Annotated in this window: 16 protein-coding genes; 6 read left to right on the forward strand and 10 right to left on the reverse strand. The window is 50.6% G+C overall.

Going from position 1 to position 15,733, the window contains the following annotated elements; translation table 11 throughout:
* Nucleotides 1-122 precede the first annotated feature (122 nt).
* Nucleotides 123-1,277 carry a PKD domain-containing protein gene (locus FBF37_RS01525; RefSeq protein ID WP_138078823.1) on the forward strand — a complete coding sequence of 385 codons (1,155 nt, stop codon included), beginning with the start codon at nt 123-125 and terminating at the stop codon, nt 1,275-1,277.
* A gap of 55 nt (nt 1,278-1,332) precedes the next feature.
* Here the strand turns inward: FBF37_RS01525 and FBF37_RS01530 are convergent, their stop codons facing one another.
* The 4 genes from FBF37_RS01530 to FBF37_RS01545 all read right to left on the reverse strand — a co-directional run bounded on the left by FBF37_RS01530 (nt 1,333) and on the right by FBF37_RS01545 (nt 6,233).
* Entirely contained in the window at nt 1,333-3,804 is a 2,472-nt protein-coding gene (locus FBF37_RS01530) for a DNA topoisomerase (RefSeq protein ID WP_138078825.1), read from the reverse strand.
* Nucleotides 3,805-3,871: 67 nt separating this feature from the next.
* On the reverse strand, nt 3,872-4,513 hold the full coding sequence (locus FBF37_RS01535) for a CDP-alcohol phosphatidyltransferase family protein (RefSeq protein WP_174843578.1): 642 nt from the start codon (nt 4,511-4,513) through the stop codon (nt 3,872-3,874).
* Between the two features lie 45 nt (nt 4,514-4,558).
* Nucleotides 4,559-5,431, reverse strand: coding sequence for a DNA-processing protein DprA (gene dprA / locus FBF37_RS01540; protein ID WP_138078829.1), 873 nt, complete (start codon nt 5,429-5,431; stop codon nt 4,559-4,561).
* A 382-nt stretch (nt 5,432-5,813) separates the two neighbouring features.
* Entirely contained in the window at nt 5,814-6,233 is a 420-nt protein-coding gene (locus FBF37_RS01545) for a Fur family transcriptional regulator (protein WP_138078830.1), read from the reverse strand.
* A 70-nt stretch (nt 6,234-6,303) separates the two neighbouring features.
* Here FBF37_RS01545 and FBF37_RS01550 point away from each other — a divergent pair, with 70 nt between their 5' ends.
* The 4 genes from FBF37_RS01550 to FBF37_RS01565 all read left to right on the forward strand — a co-directional run bounded on the left by FBF37_RS01550 (nt 6,304) and on the right by FBF37_RS01565 (nt 9,653).
* Entirely contained in the window at nt 6,304-7,071 is a 768-nt protein-coding gene (locus tag FBF37_RS01550) for a nicotianamine synthase family protein (RefSeq protein ID WP_138078832.1), read from the forward strand.
* A 2-nt stretch (nt 7,072-7,073) separates the two neighbouring features.
* Nucleotides 7,074-7,973: a GTP-binding protein gene (locus FBF37_RS01555; RefSeq protein ID WP_138078834.1), complete on the forward strand. Its 900-nt coding sequence runs from the start codon at nt 7,074-7,076 to the stop codon at nt 7,971-7,973.
* Nucleotides 7,970-8,515 (forward strand): hypothetical protein, encoded by a 546-nt coding sequence (locus tag FBF37_RS01560; protein ID WP_138078836.1) that lies wholly within the window; start codon nt 7,970-7,972, stop codon nt 8,513-8,515. Before FBF37_RS01555 ends, FBF37_RS01560 begins: the two co-directional genes overlap by 4 nt.
* 64 nt (nt 8,516-8,579) lie before the next feature.
* The gene (locus FBF37_RS01565; RefSeq protein WP_138078838.1) at nt 8,580-9,653 is read left to right on the forward strand and encodes a DUF475 domain-containing protein; all 1,074 of its coding nucleotides are present in this window, start codon (nt 8,580-8,582) and stop codon (nt 9,651-9,653) included.
* 22 nt (nt 9,654-9,675) lie between these two features.
* On the opposite strand, the gene pth is transcribed toward FBF37_RS01565, so the two are convergent.
* Nucleotides 9,676-10,242 carry an aminoacyl-tRNA hydrolase gene (gene pth / locus FBF37_RS01570; protein ID WP_138078840.1) on the reverse strand — a complete coding sequence of 189 codons (567 nt, stop codon included), beginning with the start codon at nt 10,240-10,242 and terminating at the stop codon, nt 9,676-9,678.
* A gap of 44 nt (nt 10,243-10,286) precedes the next feature.
* On the opposite strand from pth, the gene FBF37_RS01575 reads away from it, so the two are divergent.
* Nucleotides 10,287-11,258, forward strand: a complete 972-nt coding sequence (locus FBF37_RS01575) for a GTP-binding protein (protein ID WP_174843579.1) — start codon at nt 10,287-10,289, stop codon at nt 11,256-11,258.
* On the opposite strand, the gene FBF37_RS01580 is transcribed toward FBF37_RS01575, so the two are convergent.
* From FBF37_RS01580 to FBF37_RS01600, 5 genes are all read right to left on the reverse strand, one after another.
* Entirely contained in the window at nt 11,259-11,909 is a 651-nt protein-coding gene (locus tag FBF37_RS01580) for a hypothetical protein (protein WP_138078844.1), read from the reverse strand. It lies immediately after the preceding gene.
* A gap of 94 nt (nt 11,910-12,003) precedes the next feature.
* Nucleotides 12,004-13,434, reverse strand: coding sequence for a ribosome biogenesis GTPase Der (gene der / locus FBF37_RS01585; protein ID WP_138078846.1), 1,431 nt, complete (start codon nt 13,432-13,434; stop codon nt 12,004-12,006).
* Between the two features lie 69 nt (nt 13,435-13,503).
* Nucleotides 13,504-13,932: a hypothetical protein gene (locus FBF37_RS01590; protein WP_138078848.1), complete on the reverse strand. Its 429-nt coding sequence runs from the start codon at nt 13,930-13,932 to the stop codon at nt 13,504-13,506.
* A gap of 11 nt (nt 13,933-13,943) precedes the next feature.
* On the reverse strand, nt 13,944-14,684 hold the full coding sequence (locus tag FBF37_RS01595; RefSeq protein WP_138078850.1) for a pseudouridine synthase: 741 nt from the start codon (nt 14,682-14,684) through the stop codon (nt 13,944-13,946).
* Nucleotides 14,685-15,701 (reverse strand): response regulator transcription factor, encoded by a 1,017-nt coding sequence (locus tag FBF37_RS01600; protein ID WP_138078852.1) that lies wholly within the window; start codon nt 15,699-15,701, stop codon nt 14,685-14,687.
* Between the last annotated feature and the right edge of the window lie 32 nt (nt 15,702-15,733).

The following is a 15,733-nucleotide window of genomic DNA, read 5'->3' on the forward strand; positions in this document are numbered from 1 at the left end:
AGGTTTTTACCGATACAGCAGCGTTTTTAACAAAAACCGCCATTATTATTGACAAAAAATAAAGTTTATGATAATATGGACACATAAGATCCGAGGTGAGGATCGAAAGAAGAGGAGTTTTTATGAATAAATTTAAGAAAATCGGTATAGCTATCTCTTTGGGGATTGCTTTAATCGGTGGTTTTTGGATGGCAACTCCATCTAAGGCTGCCAACTGTAGTAACTTTAATGTTGTCCACTGTGGTACCAATTCTCTGTCAGAATTGAAAGCTGCGTATGCTCGTCCAGAGATCAAATCATTGTACAACCAATGGTACATCAATGACGAAATGGTACAAGGCGGCTCAAACATGCGTGAAGGTGTGGTTGACGCTAATGGAAACATTACTGTCGATGGTCGTGTTGTTGCCACTAATGCAGTAACTGTCCAGGCAAAAGCTGGTACTCGCCAGGTAACCCCTTCTCGGCAGTACAGCGCTGCTGGCCACACGTATTACCAATACACAACTGGTCAGAGCTTTATTGACGGTATTACACGGTACAAAATTTATGCTTGGTTTGATAACGACGGTAAATTCATCACTGGTGTGATCAAGGATTGTGGTAACCCGGTTTGGGGCCCTCCTACAACTCCTCCAGCAAAACCTGTGTTGACTTGTGATGCAATGCAAAAAACGGCAGTATCTCGTGACACCTTCAAGTTCAGCACCAAAGCAACTGCCAAGGGTGGCGCAAGTGTCACCAGCTACACCTACAACTTTGGTGACGGCACCACTAAAACGACTACCTCATCTGAAATTCAACACACATACGCAAAACCTGGTAACTACAAAGTTACCGTTACGGTGAACGGCAAAGAAGGTTCTGACGTTCAAAAAACCAGCCAAAACTGTCAGACGACTGTTACGGTCAATCCTGAGCCTACAATGGAAGTTTGCCGGTTGTCAGACAAGAAATACCCAGTAATTATCAAGGCTTCAGAGTTTGACGCCAAGAAGCATTCAAAGAACCCTAACGACTGTAAGGAAGCTCCAGCTAAAATCAAGGTTTGTGTCATTGAAACCAAAGAAATTCGTGAGATTAAAAAGGAAGAGTTTACCGAGTCAAAGTACACAACTGACATGAGTAAGTGTCAATCAACGCCGACGACTCCTACCCCTCCAACAACTCCTGAGTTGCCACGGACTGGTACCGAGAATATGGTTGTATCAGTACTGGGTCTTGGTGGACTAACTACAGCAGCTGTCGCTTACGTCATCAGTCGCCGCCGCCTGTAATATAGTTGATGATGAAAGAAATACCCGCTTGATGTCAAGCGGGTATTTTGATTAGTTAGCTTTTCTTGCGAGTTGTGGATTTTTTGGCGGCAGTTTTAGATTTGGCTGAGGTGCGACCGCGGCGAGCGGGCTTGGCGGGTGCGGCTTTGAGGAGCTCTAGCGCCTGCTCGTGAGTGATGGTTTTTGGGTCGATGTCTTTGGGGATTTTGGCGTTTTTGGTGCCGTCAGTGATGTATGGACCAAAGCGGCCGTTAAGGACTTTGACGCCGTCACCAAAGTCAGCGATATTTTTCTCGGCTTCGGCCTGAAGTTTGGCGGCGTAGAGTTCGCGAGCTGTTTCTAGGGTGATGGTGTGCGGATCTTCAGGTTTGATGGAGACGAAGAGCTTGCCGACTTGGATATATGGACCAAAGCGGCCGATATTGGCCTTGATGTCTTGCCCGTCTTCGGTTTGACCGACGACGCGCGGCAGCTTGAACATTTCTAGTGCTTGCTCCAGAGTAACGGTCTCGATTTTCGCGCCTTTTGGCAGCGGCGCAAAGCGCGGTTTGTCCTCGTCGTCAGTGGCGCCCAGCTGTAACATTGGGCCAAAGCGGCCAAAGCGCGCCAGGATTGGCTTGCCAGATTTTGGATCGATGCCGACTTCGCGGTTAGCGCCGACTTTACTGCGGTCGATGCCGCCTGATTGTTCAATCAGTTTGTGAAATGGCGTGTAGAATCCATTGAGCATGGCGCTTTTAGCCAGGTTAGCGGCAGCGATTTTATCAAATTCAGTTTCGACATTGGCGGTGAAATCATAGTCAACGATTTGCGTAAAATGGTCGGTCAAAAAGTCGGCGATCAGTTCCCCGCTCGGTGTTGGGATGAGCTTGCCGCGAGTGGAACCAGTTTTTTCCTGGACGACGTCGCGGCTGACTTCTTCGCCGTTGTAACTGAGGACGATGACGTCGCGCGGTTGACCTTCACTGTCGCCTTTTTCGACGTAGCCGCGGGTCTGTACGGTGTCGATGATGGTGGCATAGGTGCTTGGCCGGCCAATGCCGAGGTCTTCAAGCTTCTTGACCAGTGAGCCTTCGGTATAGCGGGCTGGTGGTCGGGCGAAGGTTTGGCGGGCGGTGATGTCGTGGGTTTCGAGTGTGTCGCCAGAGTGGAGTTTTGGCAAGATTTCGTCTTTGCCGCCGCCATAGACACGCAAGAAGCCGTCAAAAGTGATGACTTCGCCTTTTGCTTCAAAGACGAGGTATGCGGCGCTGTTCTTCGCTGGAGTACTCTTTTCGCTTGTATCTCCACTGGAGATACTACGCGAGCGTTCGGCTGAAGCGCCCGCCTTTGACGAGCGCTTCACAGCCTCCACCTCAGGAAGCGCCGCATCCGCCCCTTCAATACAAATCGTCACTGTCGTCTTCTCTAATTTGGCTGCTGACATTTGAGACGCCAGGGTACGGCGGCGGATGAGGTCGTAGAGTTTTTGGTCGTACTCGTTTGAGGTGACGGTTTCGCGGGTGATGTCGGTCGGGCGGATGGCTTCGTGCGCTTCTTGGGCGGAGGCGGATTTGGTTTTGAATTTGCGCACAGTTGAATAATCCGGGCCATACAATCGCTTGATAAAGTCGGTGGCGCTGGCGATGGCCTGCCCGCTCAAATTGACCGAGTCAGTACGCATGTAGGTGATCTTACCATCTTGGTAGAGTCGTTGCGCCGAGGCCATGGTAGCTTTGGAACTGAAGCCAAGCTTGGCGTTGGCTTCCTGCTGCAAGGTCGAGGTCGTAAACGGTGCGGCTGGGTTGCGCGTGCCAGGCGTTTTCGAGATATCGCTGACGGTGAATGTGGCTGGCTTGAGGCTGTTCAAGAATTCGTGAGCGGCTGCTTCGGAATCAAATTTTTGGTTGAGCTCGGCCTTGAATTCTTGATTATCGTGGATGAATATGGCGGTCACCTTGAACTGCGAGCTGCCTGCAAATTTCATGATTTCTCGTTCGCGTTCGACTAGCAGCCGTACTGCCGGGCTCTGAACGCGGCCAGCCGATTTGCCGCCTGGCACTTTTTGCCAGACCACTGGGCTGAGCTCAAAGCCGACCAGCCGGTCGAGGATTTGCCGGGCTTGCTGCGCCTGCACCAGATTCATATCAACGGTGCGCGGATTTTTGATGGCGGTGGTGATGGCGTCCTTGGTGATCTCGTGAAAGACGATACGCTTGGTCGTCTCAATTGGCAGGTCCAACACTTTACAGAGATGCCAGGCAATGGCCTCTCCTTCGCGGTCTTCATCGGTGGCCAGCCAGACATTGTCTTTACCGACGGCCTTGACGTTTTTCTTTAGCTCGCTGATGACTTTCTTTTTCTCGGGATCAACTTCGTAGACGGCAAAAAAATCATTCGCCACATCAATCGGCGGCGTGCCGTCCTTGGTTTTTTTGACAATTGAGCGGATATGTCCCACGCTTGACAGAACATGAAATTCCTTGCCCAAGTATTTCTCAATGGTTTTGGCTTTGGCTGGTGACTCGACGATAACGAGATTTTTCATAACTTTATATTATACCATATTGGATGACCCATCAAATAATGGCCGTTTGAGCGTGGCGGTTTCTGCGCTATTTCTGGTTACTATCCATCAGATCGCGGGCGCGCTTAACGTATTGTCCAGCCGCTACTCCTGCTGCAGGAAGATAGCCTGCAAAGCTCAGTTTACCTAGTCCTTTCAGCGTCTTGGCGGCTTTCTGATGGCCCAAGGACTCTGCCGACTTGCCGATGATGAGCAATGTCGTGGTTGCTGCGAGCAGTGCGCTGCTGACCCGCCCTGCTTGAGTTGGGCGAAGTGGTTCGCGCTCACCGGGGAGCTGTTTGTGTTTGCATTCGGCAACAGCGGTAGCAATGGCTTTTGTTGATTCTAGGCCAGCAATTGTCGCCACCATGGCTTTTGATGTGGGGTCCTCTTGTGATAGTTTTAGCAGTGCTGCTGCCCCAACGATTTTATCCCTGATGGGGTCTAGCTTAATGCCCAGTTTGGACCGTTGGTTGAGGGCATTTGCCAACGAACCATCAAGTTTGTCTGATAATTCACCAGCGACCAGCGCTGCCATGCCTTTGAGGGAGTCAGCGTTATTGATACCATATAGACTAAGCATTCCACCTACCGCTGTAATAACGTTTGGTATTGTTAATATATCATCTGAGATAGGTTGCTCTTCTGGGGACTTGGTGGGACGAAACTGTGGTTGACGCTCTGTATTCATTGACAATATCATACTACTATTGTGAAGTATATTCAAGCATAGGCGTTATCGTAGCGTCCAGTTGTTTGCCCCGAGTGGCTTGATCGCACCATTAATCTCCAGCATGGTGAGTGCGGTGGCAAAATCAGCCGCTGATAGTCCGGACTGTTTTTGTAGCTCATCGCCGTCACGTACGCCATTTTTGATGAGTTGGGCAATGGCGATTTCAGCTGGTGTAGAGCCAATTGGCAACGCGCATTGGGTGGGTTGGGTGGATTTCCAAGTTGGGGCAATGGCGTTCAATACGTCTTTGGCCGAGAGAGCTGGATTGGCGCCCTGAAGTAGTAGGTTGTTGCATCCTGCGGATAATGGGCTGGTGATATTGCCAGGAACGACAAATACGTCACGCCCCTGCTCGAGGGCGTATGCTGCGGTATTGAGCGTACCGCTACGTTCAGCCGCTTCGGTGATGATGATAGCGTCTGCCAGCCCGCTAACCAGGCGGTTTCTTTGTAGGAAACTCCATTTGCGTATTTTCATGCCGTCGCCGCGCATCCATTCTGACAGGACTGCGCCGCCCTGTTTGATGATGTTTTCTGCTAATCCTCGGTTGCTGCGCGGTGCAATATCTGGGAGCTCTGAGGTGACGACGCCAATGACTGTGCCACCAGCATTGAGAGCTGCAGTCTGGGCAATGCTATCAACGCCAAGTGCTAGTCCACTGATGATAATCACCCCGGCTTGCGCCAGGTCTGTCGCTAGCCGTTCGGTAACCTCGCGTCCGTAGTTACTGGGTTTGCGTGTACCGACAATTGCGACTCGAGGAGCGTGGGTGTCTGGGAGCTTTCCCATAAAACATAACCTTTTTGGTGGCTTGGCAATATTGACCAACCTCTTGGTGAAAATATGCTCCTCTGGTAGTACTGTATTGATTTCCATAACTTTTTATTGCAAAAAGTATTGACACTATGTCAAATCTTTGCTATAATGATACACGATTGGTTGATCAGCGAGTTCAACCAAATGCACCTTATACCCCCTATTCTAACTATATGTTAGGTTGCGCGCAATGGCATTAAGTATCTTACCCTCCACTTTTTGCGTTAAACGTTACGCGCATACTAACCCCTTTAACTACCCTTTTGATTAAGGCGACCTCTGTTTCATGGTGAGTACGCACTGTATTGACGATTCGTCAGGCGCCGGTCTTTTGGAGTTTTGACCGCAGACGCTTTGCCATGACATGGAAGCTCGGGTGGGTTGAAGGGTAACAAAGCACCAGGTGATGCCCACCCTTACCTGGTGCTTTTTTAGTTGGGAATTATTTTTTATATTGCTTGGTTTGCTGACAATTTTTGCAAATGCCTTCTAGTTCAAAGTGGTGTTTGACAACGGCAAACTGATGTTTGCGACTGAGATAGCCAACAAGCTGTTCCAATTCTGGTGTTTGGATGGGCTCAGCGTTTTGACAGTGGATACAGTAGAGATGGTGATGATGTGGGATGAATGGTTCAGCGAGCTCGTAGTAGCTTTTCCAGCCAATAGCAACGGCGCTGACGATGTGTAGCTGATCAAAGGTAACGAGGGTGCGGTAGACGCTGGCTCGGTCAACGTTTTTGCATTTTTTGGCAATGTCACTAATGGTTAGTGGAACGGCTGATTGTCGCAGTACGTCAAATACTTGCTGGCGCGGTTTCGTCAGACGCAAGTTGTGCTGTTTGAGCAGTTCGTCTATTGTCATATTGTTGCAATTATATCACTTATTGCGACAAATTTGCAATAAATGAGAGTGTTTGGCATTATGAAACATTATGGATATAGCAATTAAAACAGTGATGAATTTGCATGAGTTTGCGCCATCACCAGATGTGAACGCAGCTTTCTCTGGCTTGGTGGCGTCGGTTGTACAGGCGACAGCGTTACCGACCTGGTGCAATGATGAAGTGTGTCGCGAGGTGCAACGCCGTTGTTCCCTGTCGGAATCAGAGATGGAAATGTATTGGTCGCGGCGAATTGCCAGCTCAGCCCGTCCGCAGCGAGAGCTGGAAACGTTTTGGTATATTGACAATTACCGCGAGCTAGTGCGGCGTGAAGTTAGCTTGTTGGCCGGGTCGGGTTTGTCTTTGACTGACAGTAGCCGCGCGGCGATGATTGGCAGCGGTCCCCTGCCTTTGACCGCTTGGTGCTTGTGGCATCAGACAGACGCGGCGGTTGATTTGGTGGACGTGGCGCCGGCTGCTTTGGTACAGTCGCGCGAACTGGCACGGGCGATTGCTTGGCCGGTTGGTGAGTGCTTGGTGGCGGACGGAGCGGCGGTGGCTTTGCCGGATAGTGCTTACGACGTGATTTATGTGGCTGGGCTGGCGGGCGATTCGGTTGAAGCCAAACAACAAATTATTGATAATATTTTGCCAGCGCTCCGGCCTGGCGGGCGGATCATTGTGCGCGGCGCCCACGGCGCGAAAACGTTGTTATACCCAGCGTTTGACCCGAATGGCTTGCGGCGCTTGCAGCTGCTGATCGAGTATAACCCTGACGACGATATTATTAACTCAGTATATGTGTACAAGAAAGGTTAATTATGAACGATACAATTGCATTATATCTGGTGAATGGCGCGCTGGGTGCTGGCAAAACGACGCTGGTTGATTTTTTGGTGCAGCAACCGGAGTTTGCTGGCGCGCGAGTGGTTGAAAATGAGTTTGCGTCGGAAAGTATTGACAGCTGTACATTAGCGCAACGCGTTGATGAACTAGCGACAATTGCTGGCGAGTGTATCTGTTGCAGTAGCGGCCAAGAGTTGATTGATATTTTGCACAATTTTGCAATAAGCGGAAAAGCACCGGTTATCATTGAGTCAACTGGCGTCGCTAACACTCTGCGGGTGGTCGAGAAATTGCTGGCTGGCGATATCTTTGAGCAGTATGATTTGAAGCAGTCGTTGTATGTTGTGGATGGAGCTGAAGCCAGGGCTGACGGTTTGGCGAAGGCGTTGCTGGCGGAAGCTCAGGCAGCGGATACGGTACTAATCAGCAAGCTGGATTTGCTGACTGAAAATGATCGCCAGCAGCTAATTGAAACATTGTTGCAACAAGGGCTGACGAAGGTTGTGATGATGGACCACGGTAAGTTTGACTTGGCGCAGCTTGCTAGCGAGTCGCGTATTTTGGATTATTTGCTACTGCACGAGCCTGCGGAAAACGCGGCTGAGGATGCTTTAAATTATAGCGTGGTTGATGTGGCTGAGTTGGCTATTAGCGCTGAGAAGATTGAGAAGATCTGGGCTAGTTTGCGAGATAAATATGCTTTGCGGCGCATGAAAGGCGCAGTTGTTGAGGGTGACGAGATATTTCACATCGAAGCAACGCCACAGCAAATACGGGTCACGCGCGGTGCCGCTGACGAGCCATTAAAACTTGTTGTCATTGGCGAACGGGCGCGTGAGATTACTAGCGCAGTAATTATGAAGGAGTTGGGATGATGGAAGGTACGAATAATGCGAGAGCGGCGGTTGATAAGCTGCTTGATATGTATGATGAGTATACGGCTTTGACAGTCAAGATTGCTGCTGCGGAGCGCCGTTTGGCATTGGCGAAATTGAAGAATAGCAGTGGCGAACAGATACGGATAGAGCTGGACGACTTACGGCATAGCCAGCAGCAACTGTCTGATAATATGACGTTTGATACGCCACTAGTTTGGGTGATGTACAAGTTCGAGGCCTACCAGGATGAGGCGCAGCCGATTCAAACCATGCACGATTTTCGCTTACACTGCTCGAAGCCCGGCTATATTTGCACCAAGCGCTTCACATTTTTAAATGCACACTTGTGCAATAATGGGCAATGTCCCCTGATGGATGACGAACGATATCCCGACAAAATGTTACTTAGTGAGATTTTTCCGCTCCTTGGCGAAATTGAACAAGATGAAGCTTTCTTGTTCAGTTGGCGCGCGCATGAGTACTATCAGGAGGCTGGAATTGTTAAAAAATGGCAGGACTATGTGGACCGTAGAGGATAACCTTTTACCTGCTGGTTGAGGTAAGCGTAAGATTGCGCTCATAGATATGCTATACTAAAGCAATATGAAACATCTCTGGCATTCACATCATCCATTTCGAATTTTTTGGTTTTCAGCACTATTGACATTGATTTTGGGCAGCTTGACGTTCATGCACTTGGGTCTTGGCGGCCTCTGGTTATTTGCTATTTTGGTGGTGTTGGAAGTTACGTTTAGCTTTGACAACGCGGTGATTAACAGCAAAGTGTTGGCTGGCATGAGCTCGACATGGCAAAAAGTATTTTTGACGGTCGGCATCTTTGTGGCAGTGTTTGTGGTGCGGTTTATTTTGCCAATTTTCATCGTTATGGTGGCGAGTGGTCATGGTTTCACCGAGGTGGTTGACTTGGCTATCAATAAGCCAGCCGAGTATGGTCACATCTTGCATGAGGCATCGCCGATGATTGATGCGTTTGGTGGGGCGTTTTTGATCATGATTGGGTTAAGTTATTTCATCGACTACAACAAGCGTATCCACTGGGTCAGTCATGTTGAGCCGTGGCTAGCTAAGGCTGGACGGTTTGAGAATTTCAAAGTATGTCTGATGTTGGCGGTGGCGACGATTTTGTATTTCACGGTGGAGCCAGCACACCAATCGCTTATTTTGATCTCATCTATTCTGGGGATTATGCTGCACATCGGGCTGGAATTGTTTGGCTCATTCTTTCACGAGGATGATGCCAAGGCCATTAAAATCAAGACTGGTTGGGCAGCATTTGCAAGCTTGCTGTATCTTGAGGTTCTGGATGCTAGCTTTAGTTTCGACGGCGTCATCGGTGCCTTTGCTATCACTAGTAGTGTCCTGTTGATTGTTGCTGGACTGGCGTCTGGAGCTATTTGGGTGCGGTCATTGACGGTGTATCTGTTGCGTACAGGCGTACTCAGTAAATATAAGTATCTGGAAAATGGCGCACACTGGGCAATTACGGCACTGGGCATGATGATGATTGCTAAGCTGTTTCATCTGGAGCTGCCGGAGTGGGCGACGGGCGGCTTGGGGTTGTTGTTTGTGAGCCTGGCGGTTGGTAGTAGTGTTCTGGAAGCACGGGCCATCAAGCTGCGAGAAACGGCAGCAAAAATCAAGCGCCGAAAACGATAAGCGTTTTGCAACGTTGTTGCAGTTAGAGCTTAATGCTCAGCGGCTCAATGGTGCCGTTGAGAAATGCCTCGGTCAGTTTGATTGATTCAGGGATTGTCCAATCGCGGAGAATTGTTCGTTCGTCGGCGTTGAACTTGCTGAGGACGAAATCGACATCGCCAATTTGCCGGCGTAGTAGATTGTCGGTGCCGATGCGAATATGCCAGAAGTCACTACCAATATGTCGATGCAGTGACTTGAGGCCATTGTTGCCAGCACTTTCACCGCCCTTGCGGACACGAATTTTACCAAAATCAAGCGCCGTATCGTCATGAATAATCAGGAGATCATCAAGCGTCAGCTTATAAAAATCCATGAGCGCTCGCGCCGCAATGCCAACCTCGTTGTAGTAGGTAGTTGGCTTGACGAGTAGGACGTTGCCCGGCGCTTTGGGGTGACTGATTTCGGCAATGTCGGCAAAGAATTTAGGCTTATTGCTAAACTGTGCATCTTGCTCCGCCGCCAACTGGTCAATTACCAAAAAGCCAGCATTGTGCCGGGTGTAGGTGTATTTATCGCCAGGATTGCCGAGGGCGAGGATGATTTTCATATCTTCAGTATATCACCTCGGACGCGATGGCGTATAATAGATATATGGCAAAGCGCGATGATGATTTGGAATTTAGTATCAATGCAGCATTTGACGAAGCACGGACGATTGTTGATAAAGTACCGCTATATTTGGTGAATGGGTCGCTGGGTGCTGGTAAAACCAGCGTACTTGAATTCTTATTGCGACAAAGTGACTTTACGGGCGCACGAGTGATTGAAAATGAATATGCCAACGAAAATGTCGATGGCTACCGACTGGAGGGGCTGGCAGACATGGTGACGACCCTGGCTGGCGACTGTGTTTGTTGCGGCTCGGAGGATGCGCTGACCAAGATGCTGATGGATTTTAGTCGCTATTCCCCTGCACCAGTGTTCATTGAGGCGACGGGGGTGGCGCGGACGATGAATTTGGTGGAGCGATTGATCAGCGCCAAGATGTTTGCCAAGTACGAGCTGATGCAGAGTTTTTACGTGATCGACGCGCATGAGATTTTATGCGGTGTTGAGCCAGCGCATGAAATTGAGCTACAAGCCGCAGATGTGATTTTGGTGACCAAGGAAGATTTATTGAAGGGTAATGAACGAGCTGAATACGAGGCCAAACGCCGCGCCCTGCCCTACGCCAAGGTGCTGAGCGCCCCGTACGGCCAGTTTGATCTCAGTAAAATAACCACGCCGTCGGGACTGTTGGCGTTTTTTGACCAGTATGATGGCGAGTTGGCGGTGCCGGACAATCCGACGTACAGTGTGATTGATTTGTCGACCACTACTGTTGGTGAAGCGGTGTTTGAGAAACTATGGCCAGAGTTGTTTGCGGCATATGGTCTCAGGCGTCTGAAGGGTTGTTTTGTGAACGACCGCGGTGAGCGGCGGCACATTGAAGCGACGCAGTGTCAGATTGAGATTCGTCATGCACGCTCAGACGAGGCAGTAAAAATTGTGCTGATCGGTGAGCGAGCAGATGAAATTACGCGTGATATTTTGCAAGCACAAATCCTCATGTATGGTGGATGATCAGCTTTTTCCTGCGGTGTCTGGGCTATCGACAGTGATAGTGTCGTGAAATTCTCCCTCTGGTCTATGAGTTTCACCAGGCTTCACAGTAAGAGTAAAACCTTCCTGTAGTTCGGGAAATGGTCCAAGTAGTCCGCGGGCTGCAACCTCTCCAACTGCTCGCATGAAGCTCTCGACAGCTTGTTTTCGCTCAGCTAGTTCTACTGGATTTTCATCTGCTACTCCTGGTATCTCAACACCAGTAATAACTTCACTAAAGTTGGGGTACTTGGTGTCACCCGGTTCTGCTGTAACAGACATGCTTGCACTTGTGCAACCGGTAGCTTCGGACATGTCAAAGATGGATGATTTTTTACCAGCACGGTCAAGTAGTGGCTGGTGGTTACCAGTGTCTCCAGCAAGGAGAGTAACTCCTACTATAGTCTCCTCACTCGTCGCGTTTTTGTCATCTTGCGGTAATACTTGGATGTCACCGACTGAGCCAATACGCATGGAATATTCGGTTGCCTTTTCGCTAAAGAAAGGTTTAACGTTGATCCTAAAAGTAGTTTTCTTAGGGTCTATGGTATCAATGGGTAGCGTTTGGTCGGGGCGCGCAATGACACGAGAGGCCTCCTGGTCAGAGTGTGTAGAGTTTGTCAAGTTTTCCATATGCGTTGTATTATACCACATCAGCTGATATTTGTAAATAGTGTATTGACATGAAAATAGCCCACCCAGAAAGGCTCAAGCCGAGGCGTGAAACCTAGCCCTTCTCGGCGTTCTTGGCTTGTTTGTAGGCCTTGGTGACGGGTGCCAGGCCGCGGGCGACGCGTTTGCGGTTGGCTTTCAGTTGTTTTTCGTCGCGGAAAGATAGTTTAATGGGCGTGCCGGCAAAGTTGAAGGCTTCACGCAGGGTGCGCTCCAAGTAGCGTTTATAGCTCCAGTGGACGAATTTGAGGTTGCTGCCGTAGATGACGAACCATGGTGGAGCGATGTCGGTCTGGACGATGTAGCGGAGTTTTGGGTGTGAATTCTTCAAGCCAGCTGGCGGATGAGCGGCAACGGCTTTTTGTAAGAGGTCGTTGAGGACGCGGGTTTTGCACTCTTGGTGGCGGCGCTTATAAATATCAAGGGCTAGGTCGAACAATTTGGCGACGTTTTGGCCAGTGACTGATGAGGTGAAGATCAGTGGTGCGTAGGGTGTGAATTTGAAATGATAGCTAATTTGTGGTGCTAGCTCGTCGCGGGTGTAGGCGTCTTTGCCTTCGACGGAATCCCACTTGCTGACAACCAGGACTAGACCTTTGCCTGCTTCGTCGATGATGCCCGCCAGTCGTTGGTCTAGCCCGACGTTTAATTCATTGACGTCCATCAGCAGAAAACAGACGTCGGCTTCATTGATGGCCTGCATGGTGCGTAGGACCGAGAATTTTTCAATGCCGGTTTCTTGCTTGCCTTGACGGCGAATGCCGGCGGTGTCGAGTAGCTCAATGGTTTGGCCATGGTAGCGGACCTGGACGCGGTTGACGTCGCGGGTGGTGCCGGCAACGTTGGCGACGATGGCTTGCTGCTTGCCCGCCAAGGTGTTAAACAAGTTACTTTTGCCGACATTTGGCCGGCCGATCAAGGCGACACGGATGATGTTGTCAGGTGCGGTTTGAGTGGCTGGCGGGATGAGATCGGCGATATTGTCGAGCAGATCAGAAATGCCGATGTTGTGCTCGGCCGAGGTTTTGATGATGGTTTTGATGCCGAGACGCTTGAATTCGTCGGTGTGGAGCGAGCCTTTGAGGTCGGCTTTATTGGCGATGAGGAGGACGGGCTTGCCGCTTTTGAGGGCTTTTTTGGCCAGTTGACGGTCGGCGTCTGATGGATAGACAGTAGAATCAACCATGACGAGGATGACATCTGCCGCGGCGGAGGCGTCGGCGATTTGGTCTTGGATGGTTGCTTCGAATTCGTCTTCGGCGGGCTTAAGGCCGGCGGTGTCGATGAGCCAGAATTCAGCCTGGCTTGCCTCGTCAGGAGATGAGGCGCGGCGTTTGTATGAGACTTTGCCAACAACGTTGTCGCGGGTGGTGCCGGCTTCGCGGGCGACGATGGCGGTGCGGGCGCGCGTCAAGCGATTGAACAATGAACTTTTGCCAACGTTAGCTTGGCCGATGATGGCGACGGTAGGTAATTTATGAGACATAATTACGCCTATTATACCAGAGGCGCGGGGATTTGGCGAGGATAAGCGGTATGTGAAATGGGTCTGACCTTAGCCTGCTGGAGTGGGTATTGCCGTAGCAACTGGTGTTGGGCTGCTTTCTGGTGCTTGTGAAGCGGTACACTCAGGGCTGTTAGGAACTGCTGTTATGCCACCTTGCCCGTAGTAATTATAATATTTGTATAGTAGCGTGGTACCATCACAACCTTTCTCTACGGATGATATTGCACGCTTGCAGTCAGGTTCATCAAGACAGTTCTGGTCAACAGTCTGCCAATCGATATTGGGCTGGTTGGTTGAGTCTAGCTCCGGGCTGATTGTAGATCCTTCTGTAGTTGCCGTTGGTGCTGTTTCTGATATTGGCGCACCGCAGCCTGACAGAGCCAGTGCAGCGCTGGCTACTGTGCCAAGCACGACTCCTACTTTTTTCCGCCATAATCCACTATCATTTTCAATTGAAAATTTGTTACCTTCTCGCATGGTATATCCTCCTATGTATCTATACGATACACCAATCGTTGACTTGGTGTCAATTTACTTTCCTGAAATTCCCCGCGTTTGATGTCACCGAGAGTGTAGTTACCGAAGTCTGTCCGGTGGAGCTTGGTGACGGTGTAGCCAAGAGCGGCGAAGGTGCGGCGGATTTGGCGGTTGCGGCCTTCGCTCATCTGGACGATCCAGCGGTGGTCATCACCGTCGTGCTGGCGTTCGAGCGTCAAGCGGCTGGGGCCGTCAGGTAGCTGCACACCAAAGTCATTGATCATTTGCCGGTGGAGTGGCTGAAGCGGTTGGTCGAGCGTCACCAAATAGCGCTTCATTTTGTGAAATGACGGGTGCGTCATCTGGTGGGCAAAATCGCCGTCGTTGGTGAGGAGGATGAGCCCAGAGCTGTCTTTATCCAAGCGACCGACGGGTTTCAGGTGATGGAGGCTGGTTGGTAATAATTCATAAATAGTTGGTACGCCACCCTGGGAAGCGCGCGAACAGAGGTAGCCGACGGGTTTATGGAGGAGAATGAGCTGGTGGAACTGGGCGGTGAGCGGTTTGTTGTCGTGGCGAATAATGTCGGTTGTGGTGACGCGTTGGCCCAGCTTGGCGGGCTGGCCGTTCACCGTGACCTTGCCCTGTTCAATCAACTCGTCAGCCTGGCGGCGCGACACACCAAGCGCCAGCGCCACGAATTTGTTGAGGCGCTGGGCTGAATCATGAGTTGGTGTGGTATTGTCTGGCATTTATGCTTGTGGTTGTGCTGGTGGAGGAGTTTGCGGTGGTTGTGGTGGCTGAGACGGAAGCGGATGTAAGACTGGAGCTGGTGGTATGTGAGTTGGCGCAGCATTTGCCGGTGGTTGTAGAGCTGGATTGGCAACTGGTGCTGCTGGGATGGTTGGAACTGGCTGCTCTGGAGTGGCGGCGCTTTGCAGGCTTTGTGGAGCTTGAGGCGTTGGTGTGGTGACAGGAATGTGAGTAGGCTCTGCTGGAGTTTCAGGGGCTGGAGATGGAGCTGCTGTTAGGGTTGGAATAGTTTCTTCTGGGGTATGCTCAGGTTCAGCTGGTTGTGGTTTGAGATTTGGAATTCCCTCCAGTTCTTGTTCCATGAGCTTGGCAACATCCTCTGTTGGCGTCAGACTGGCGCCCTCAAGTGGTCGAATGACGCGTTCGCCTAGGTTGGCAGGACGCGGCGCTGAAGATGAGAAAGGTGCAGTTGGCTGTGGTAGTGTGGCTGGCGCTGGTGCGGCAGCTTGCAATGTTGGCTGTGGTGACAATGCTGAGACATCAGGTCGGACCGGCGGCATTTGTGGTGATTGCGGCATGGCTGGCGCTGGCTGAGGTGCTGCTGGCTGGGCGGCTGGTTGCGGCTGTGGTGCTGGTGTGAGCCCTGGAACATCGCCCAAGACTTCATGCACGGTGCGGACGACGTCTTCAATGCCAACTTGGGATTTCACAAGATAGCGGTCAGCGCCTAATTGTTCACCACGAGCTCGTTGGTCTTCTGAGGACAAGGCGGTCATGATGATCACTTTGATGTCTTTGGTTTCGGTGGCAGACCGCAAAATATCCAGCATGTCAAAGCCAGAAATTTTCGGCATCATCACGTCGCTCAGGATGAGTGCTGGCCGTTCTTTGATGGCCATGGCGAGTGCTTCTTCACCGTCACCTGCGGACACGATATCGTATCCTTCTGCTAATAATCGTACGCCATAGATTTCGCGTAAACTTTTGTCATCTTCAACGAGTAAAATTTTTGTCATATCTACTACCTACTATACGATATTATTATTAA

Origin of the sequence: Candidatus Nanosynbacter featherlites, from assembly GCF_005697565.1 — a bacterium.
In the GTDB taxonomy this organism is placed as follows: domain Bacteria; phylum Patescibacteriota; class Saccharimonadia; order Saccharimonadales; family Saccharimonadaceae; genus Nanosynbacter; species Nanosynbacter featherlites.

Excerpts from the sequence above, each read along its gene's own strand:
- FBF37_RS01525 (WP_138078823.1), top strand. The coding sequence starts at position 123 with ATGAATAAATTTAAGAAAATCGGTATAGCTATCTCTTTGGGGATTGCT.
- FBF37_RS01530 (WP_138078825.1), bottom strand. The coding sequence starts at position 3,804 with ATGAAAAATCTCGTTATCGTCGAGTCACCAGCCAAAGCCAAAACCATT.
- FBF37_RS01535 (WP_174843578.1), bottom strand. The coding sequence starts at position 4,513 with ATGAATACAGAGCGTCAACCACAGTTTCGTCCCACCAAGTCCCCAGAA.
- dprA (WP_138078829.1), bottom strand. The coding sequence starts at position 5,431 with ATGGAAATCAATACAGTACTACCAGAGGAGCATATTTTCACCAAGAGG.
- FBF37_RS01545 (WP_138078830.1), bottom strand. The coding sequence starts at position 6,233 with ATGACAATAGACGAACTGCTCAAACAGCACAACTTGCGTCTGACGAAA.
- FBF37_RS01550 (WP_138078832.1), top strand. The coding sequence starts at position 6,304 with ATGGATATAGCAATTAAAACAGTGATGAATTTGCATGAGTTTGCGCCA.
- FBF37_RS01555 (WP_138078834.1), top strand. The coding sequence starts at position 7,074 with ATGAACGATACAATTGCATTATATCTGGTGAATGGCGCGCTGGGTGCT.
- FBF37_RS01560 (WP_138078836.1), top strand. The coding sequence starts at position 7,970 with ATGATGGAAGGTACGAATAATGCGAGAGCGGCGGTTGATAAGCTGCTT.
- FBF37_RS01565 (WP_138078838.1), top strand. The coding sequence starts at position 8,580 with ATGAAACATCTCTGGCATTCACATCATCCATTTCGAATTTTTTGGTTT.
- pth (WP_138078840.1), bottom strand. The coding sequence starts at position 10,242 with ATGAAAATCATCCTCGCCCTCGGCAATCCTGGCGATAAATACACCTAC.
- FBF37_RS01575 (WP_174843579.1), top strand. The coding sequence starts at position 10,287 with ATGGCAAAGCGCGATGATGATTTGGAATTTAGTATCAATGCAGCATTT.
- FBF37_RS01580 (WP_138078844.1), bottom strand. The coding sequence starts at position 11,909 with ATGGAAAACTTGACAAACTCTACACACTCTGACCAGGAGGCCTCTCGT.
- der (WP_138078846.1), bottom strand. The coding sequence starts at position 13,434 with ATGTCTCATAAATTACCTACCGTCGCCATCATCGGCCAAGCTAACGTT.
- FBF37_RS01590 (WP_138078848.1), bottom strand. The coding sequence starts at position 13,932 with ATGCGAGAAGGTAACAAATTTTCAATTGAAAATGATAGTGGATTATGG.
- FBF37_RS01595 (WP_138078850.1), bottom strand. The coding sequence starts at position 14,684 with ATGCCAGACAATACCACACCAACTCATGATTCAGCCCAGCGCCTCAAC.
- FBF37_RS01600 (WP_138078852.1), bottom strand. The coding sequence starts at position 15,701 with ATGACAAAAATTTTACTCGTTGAAGATGACAAAAGTTTACGCGAAATC.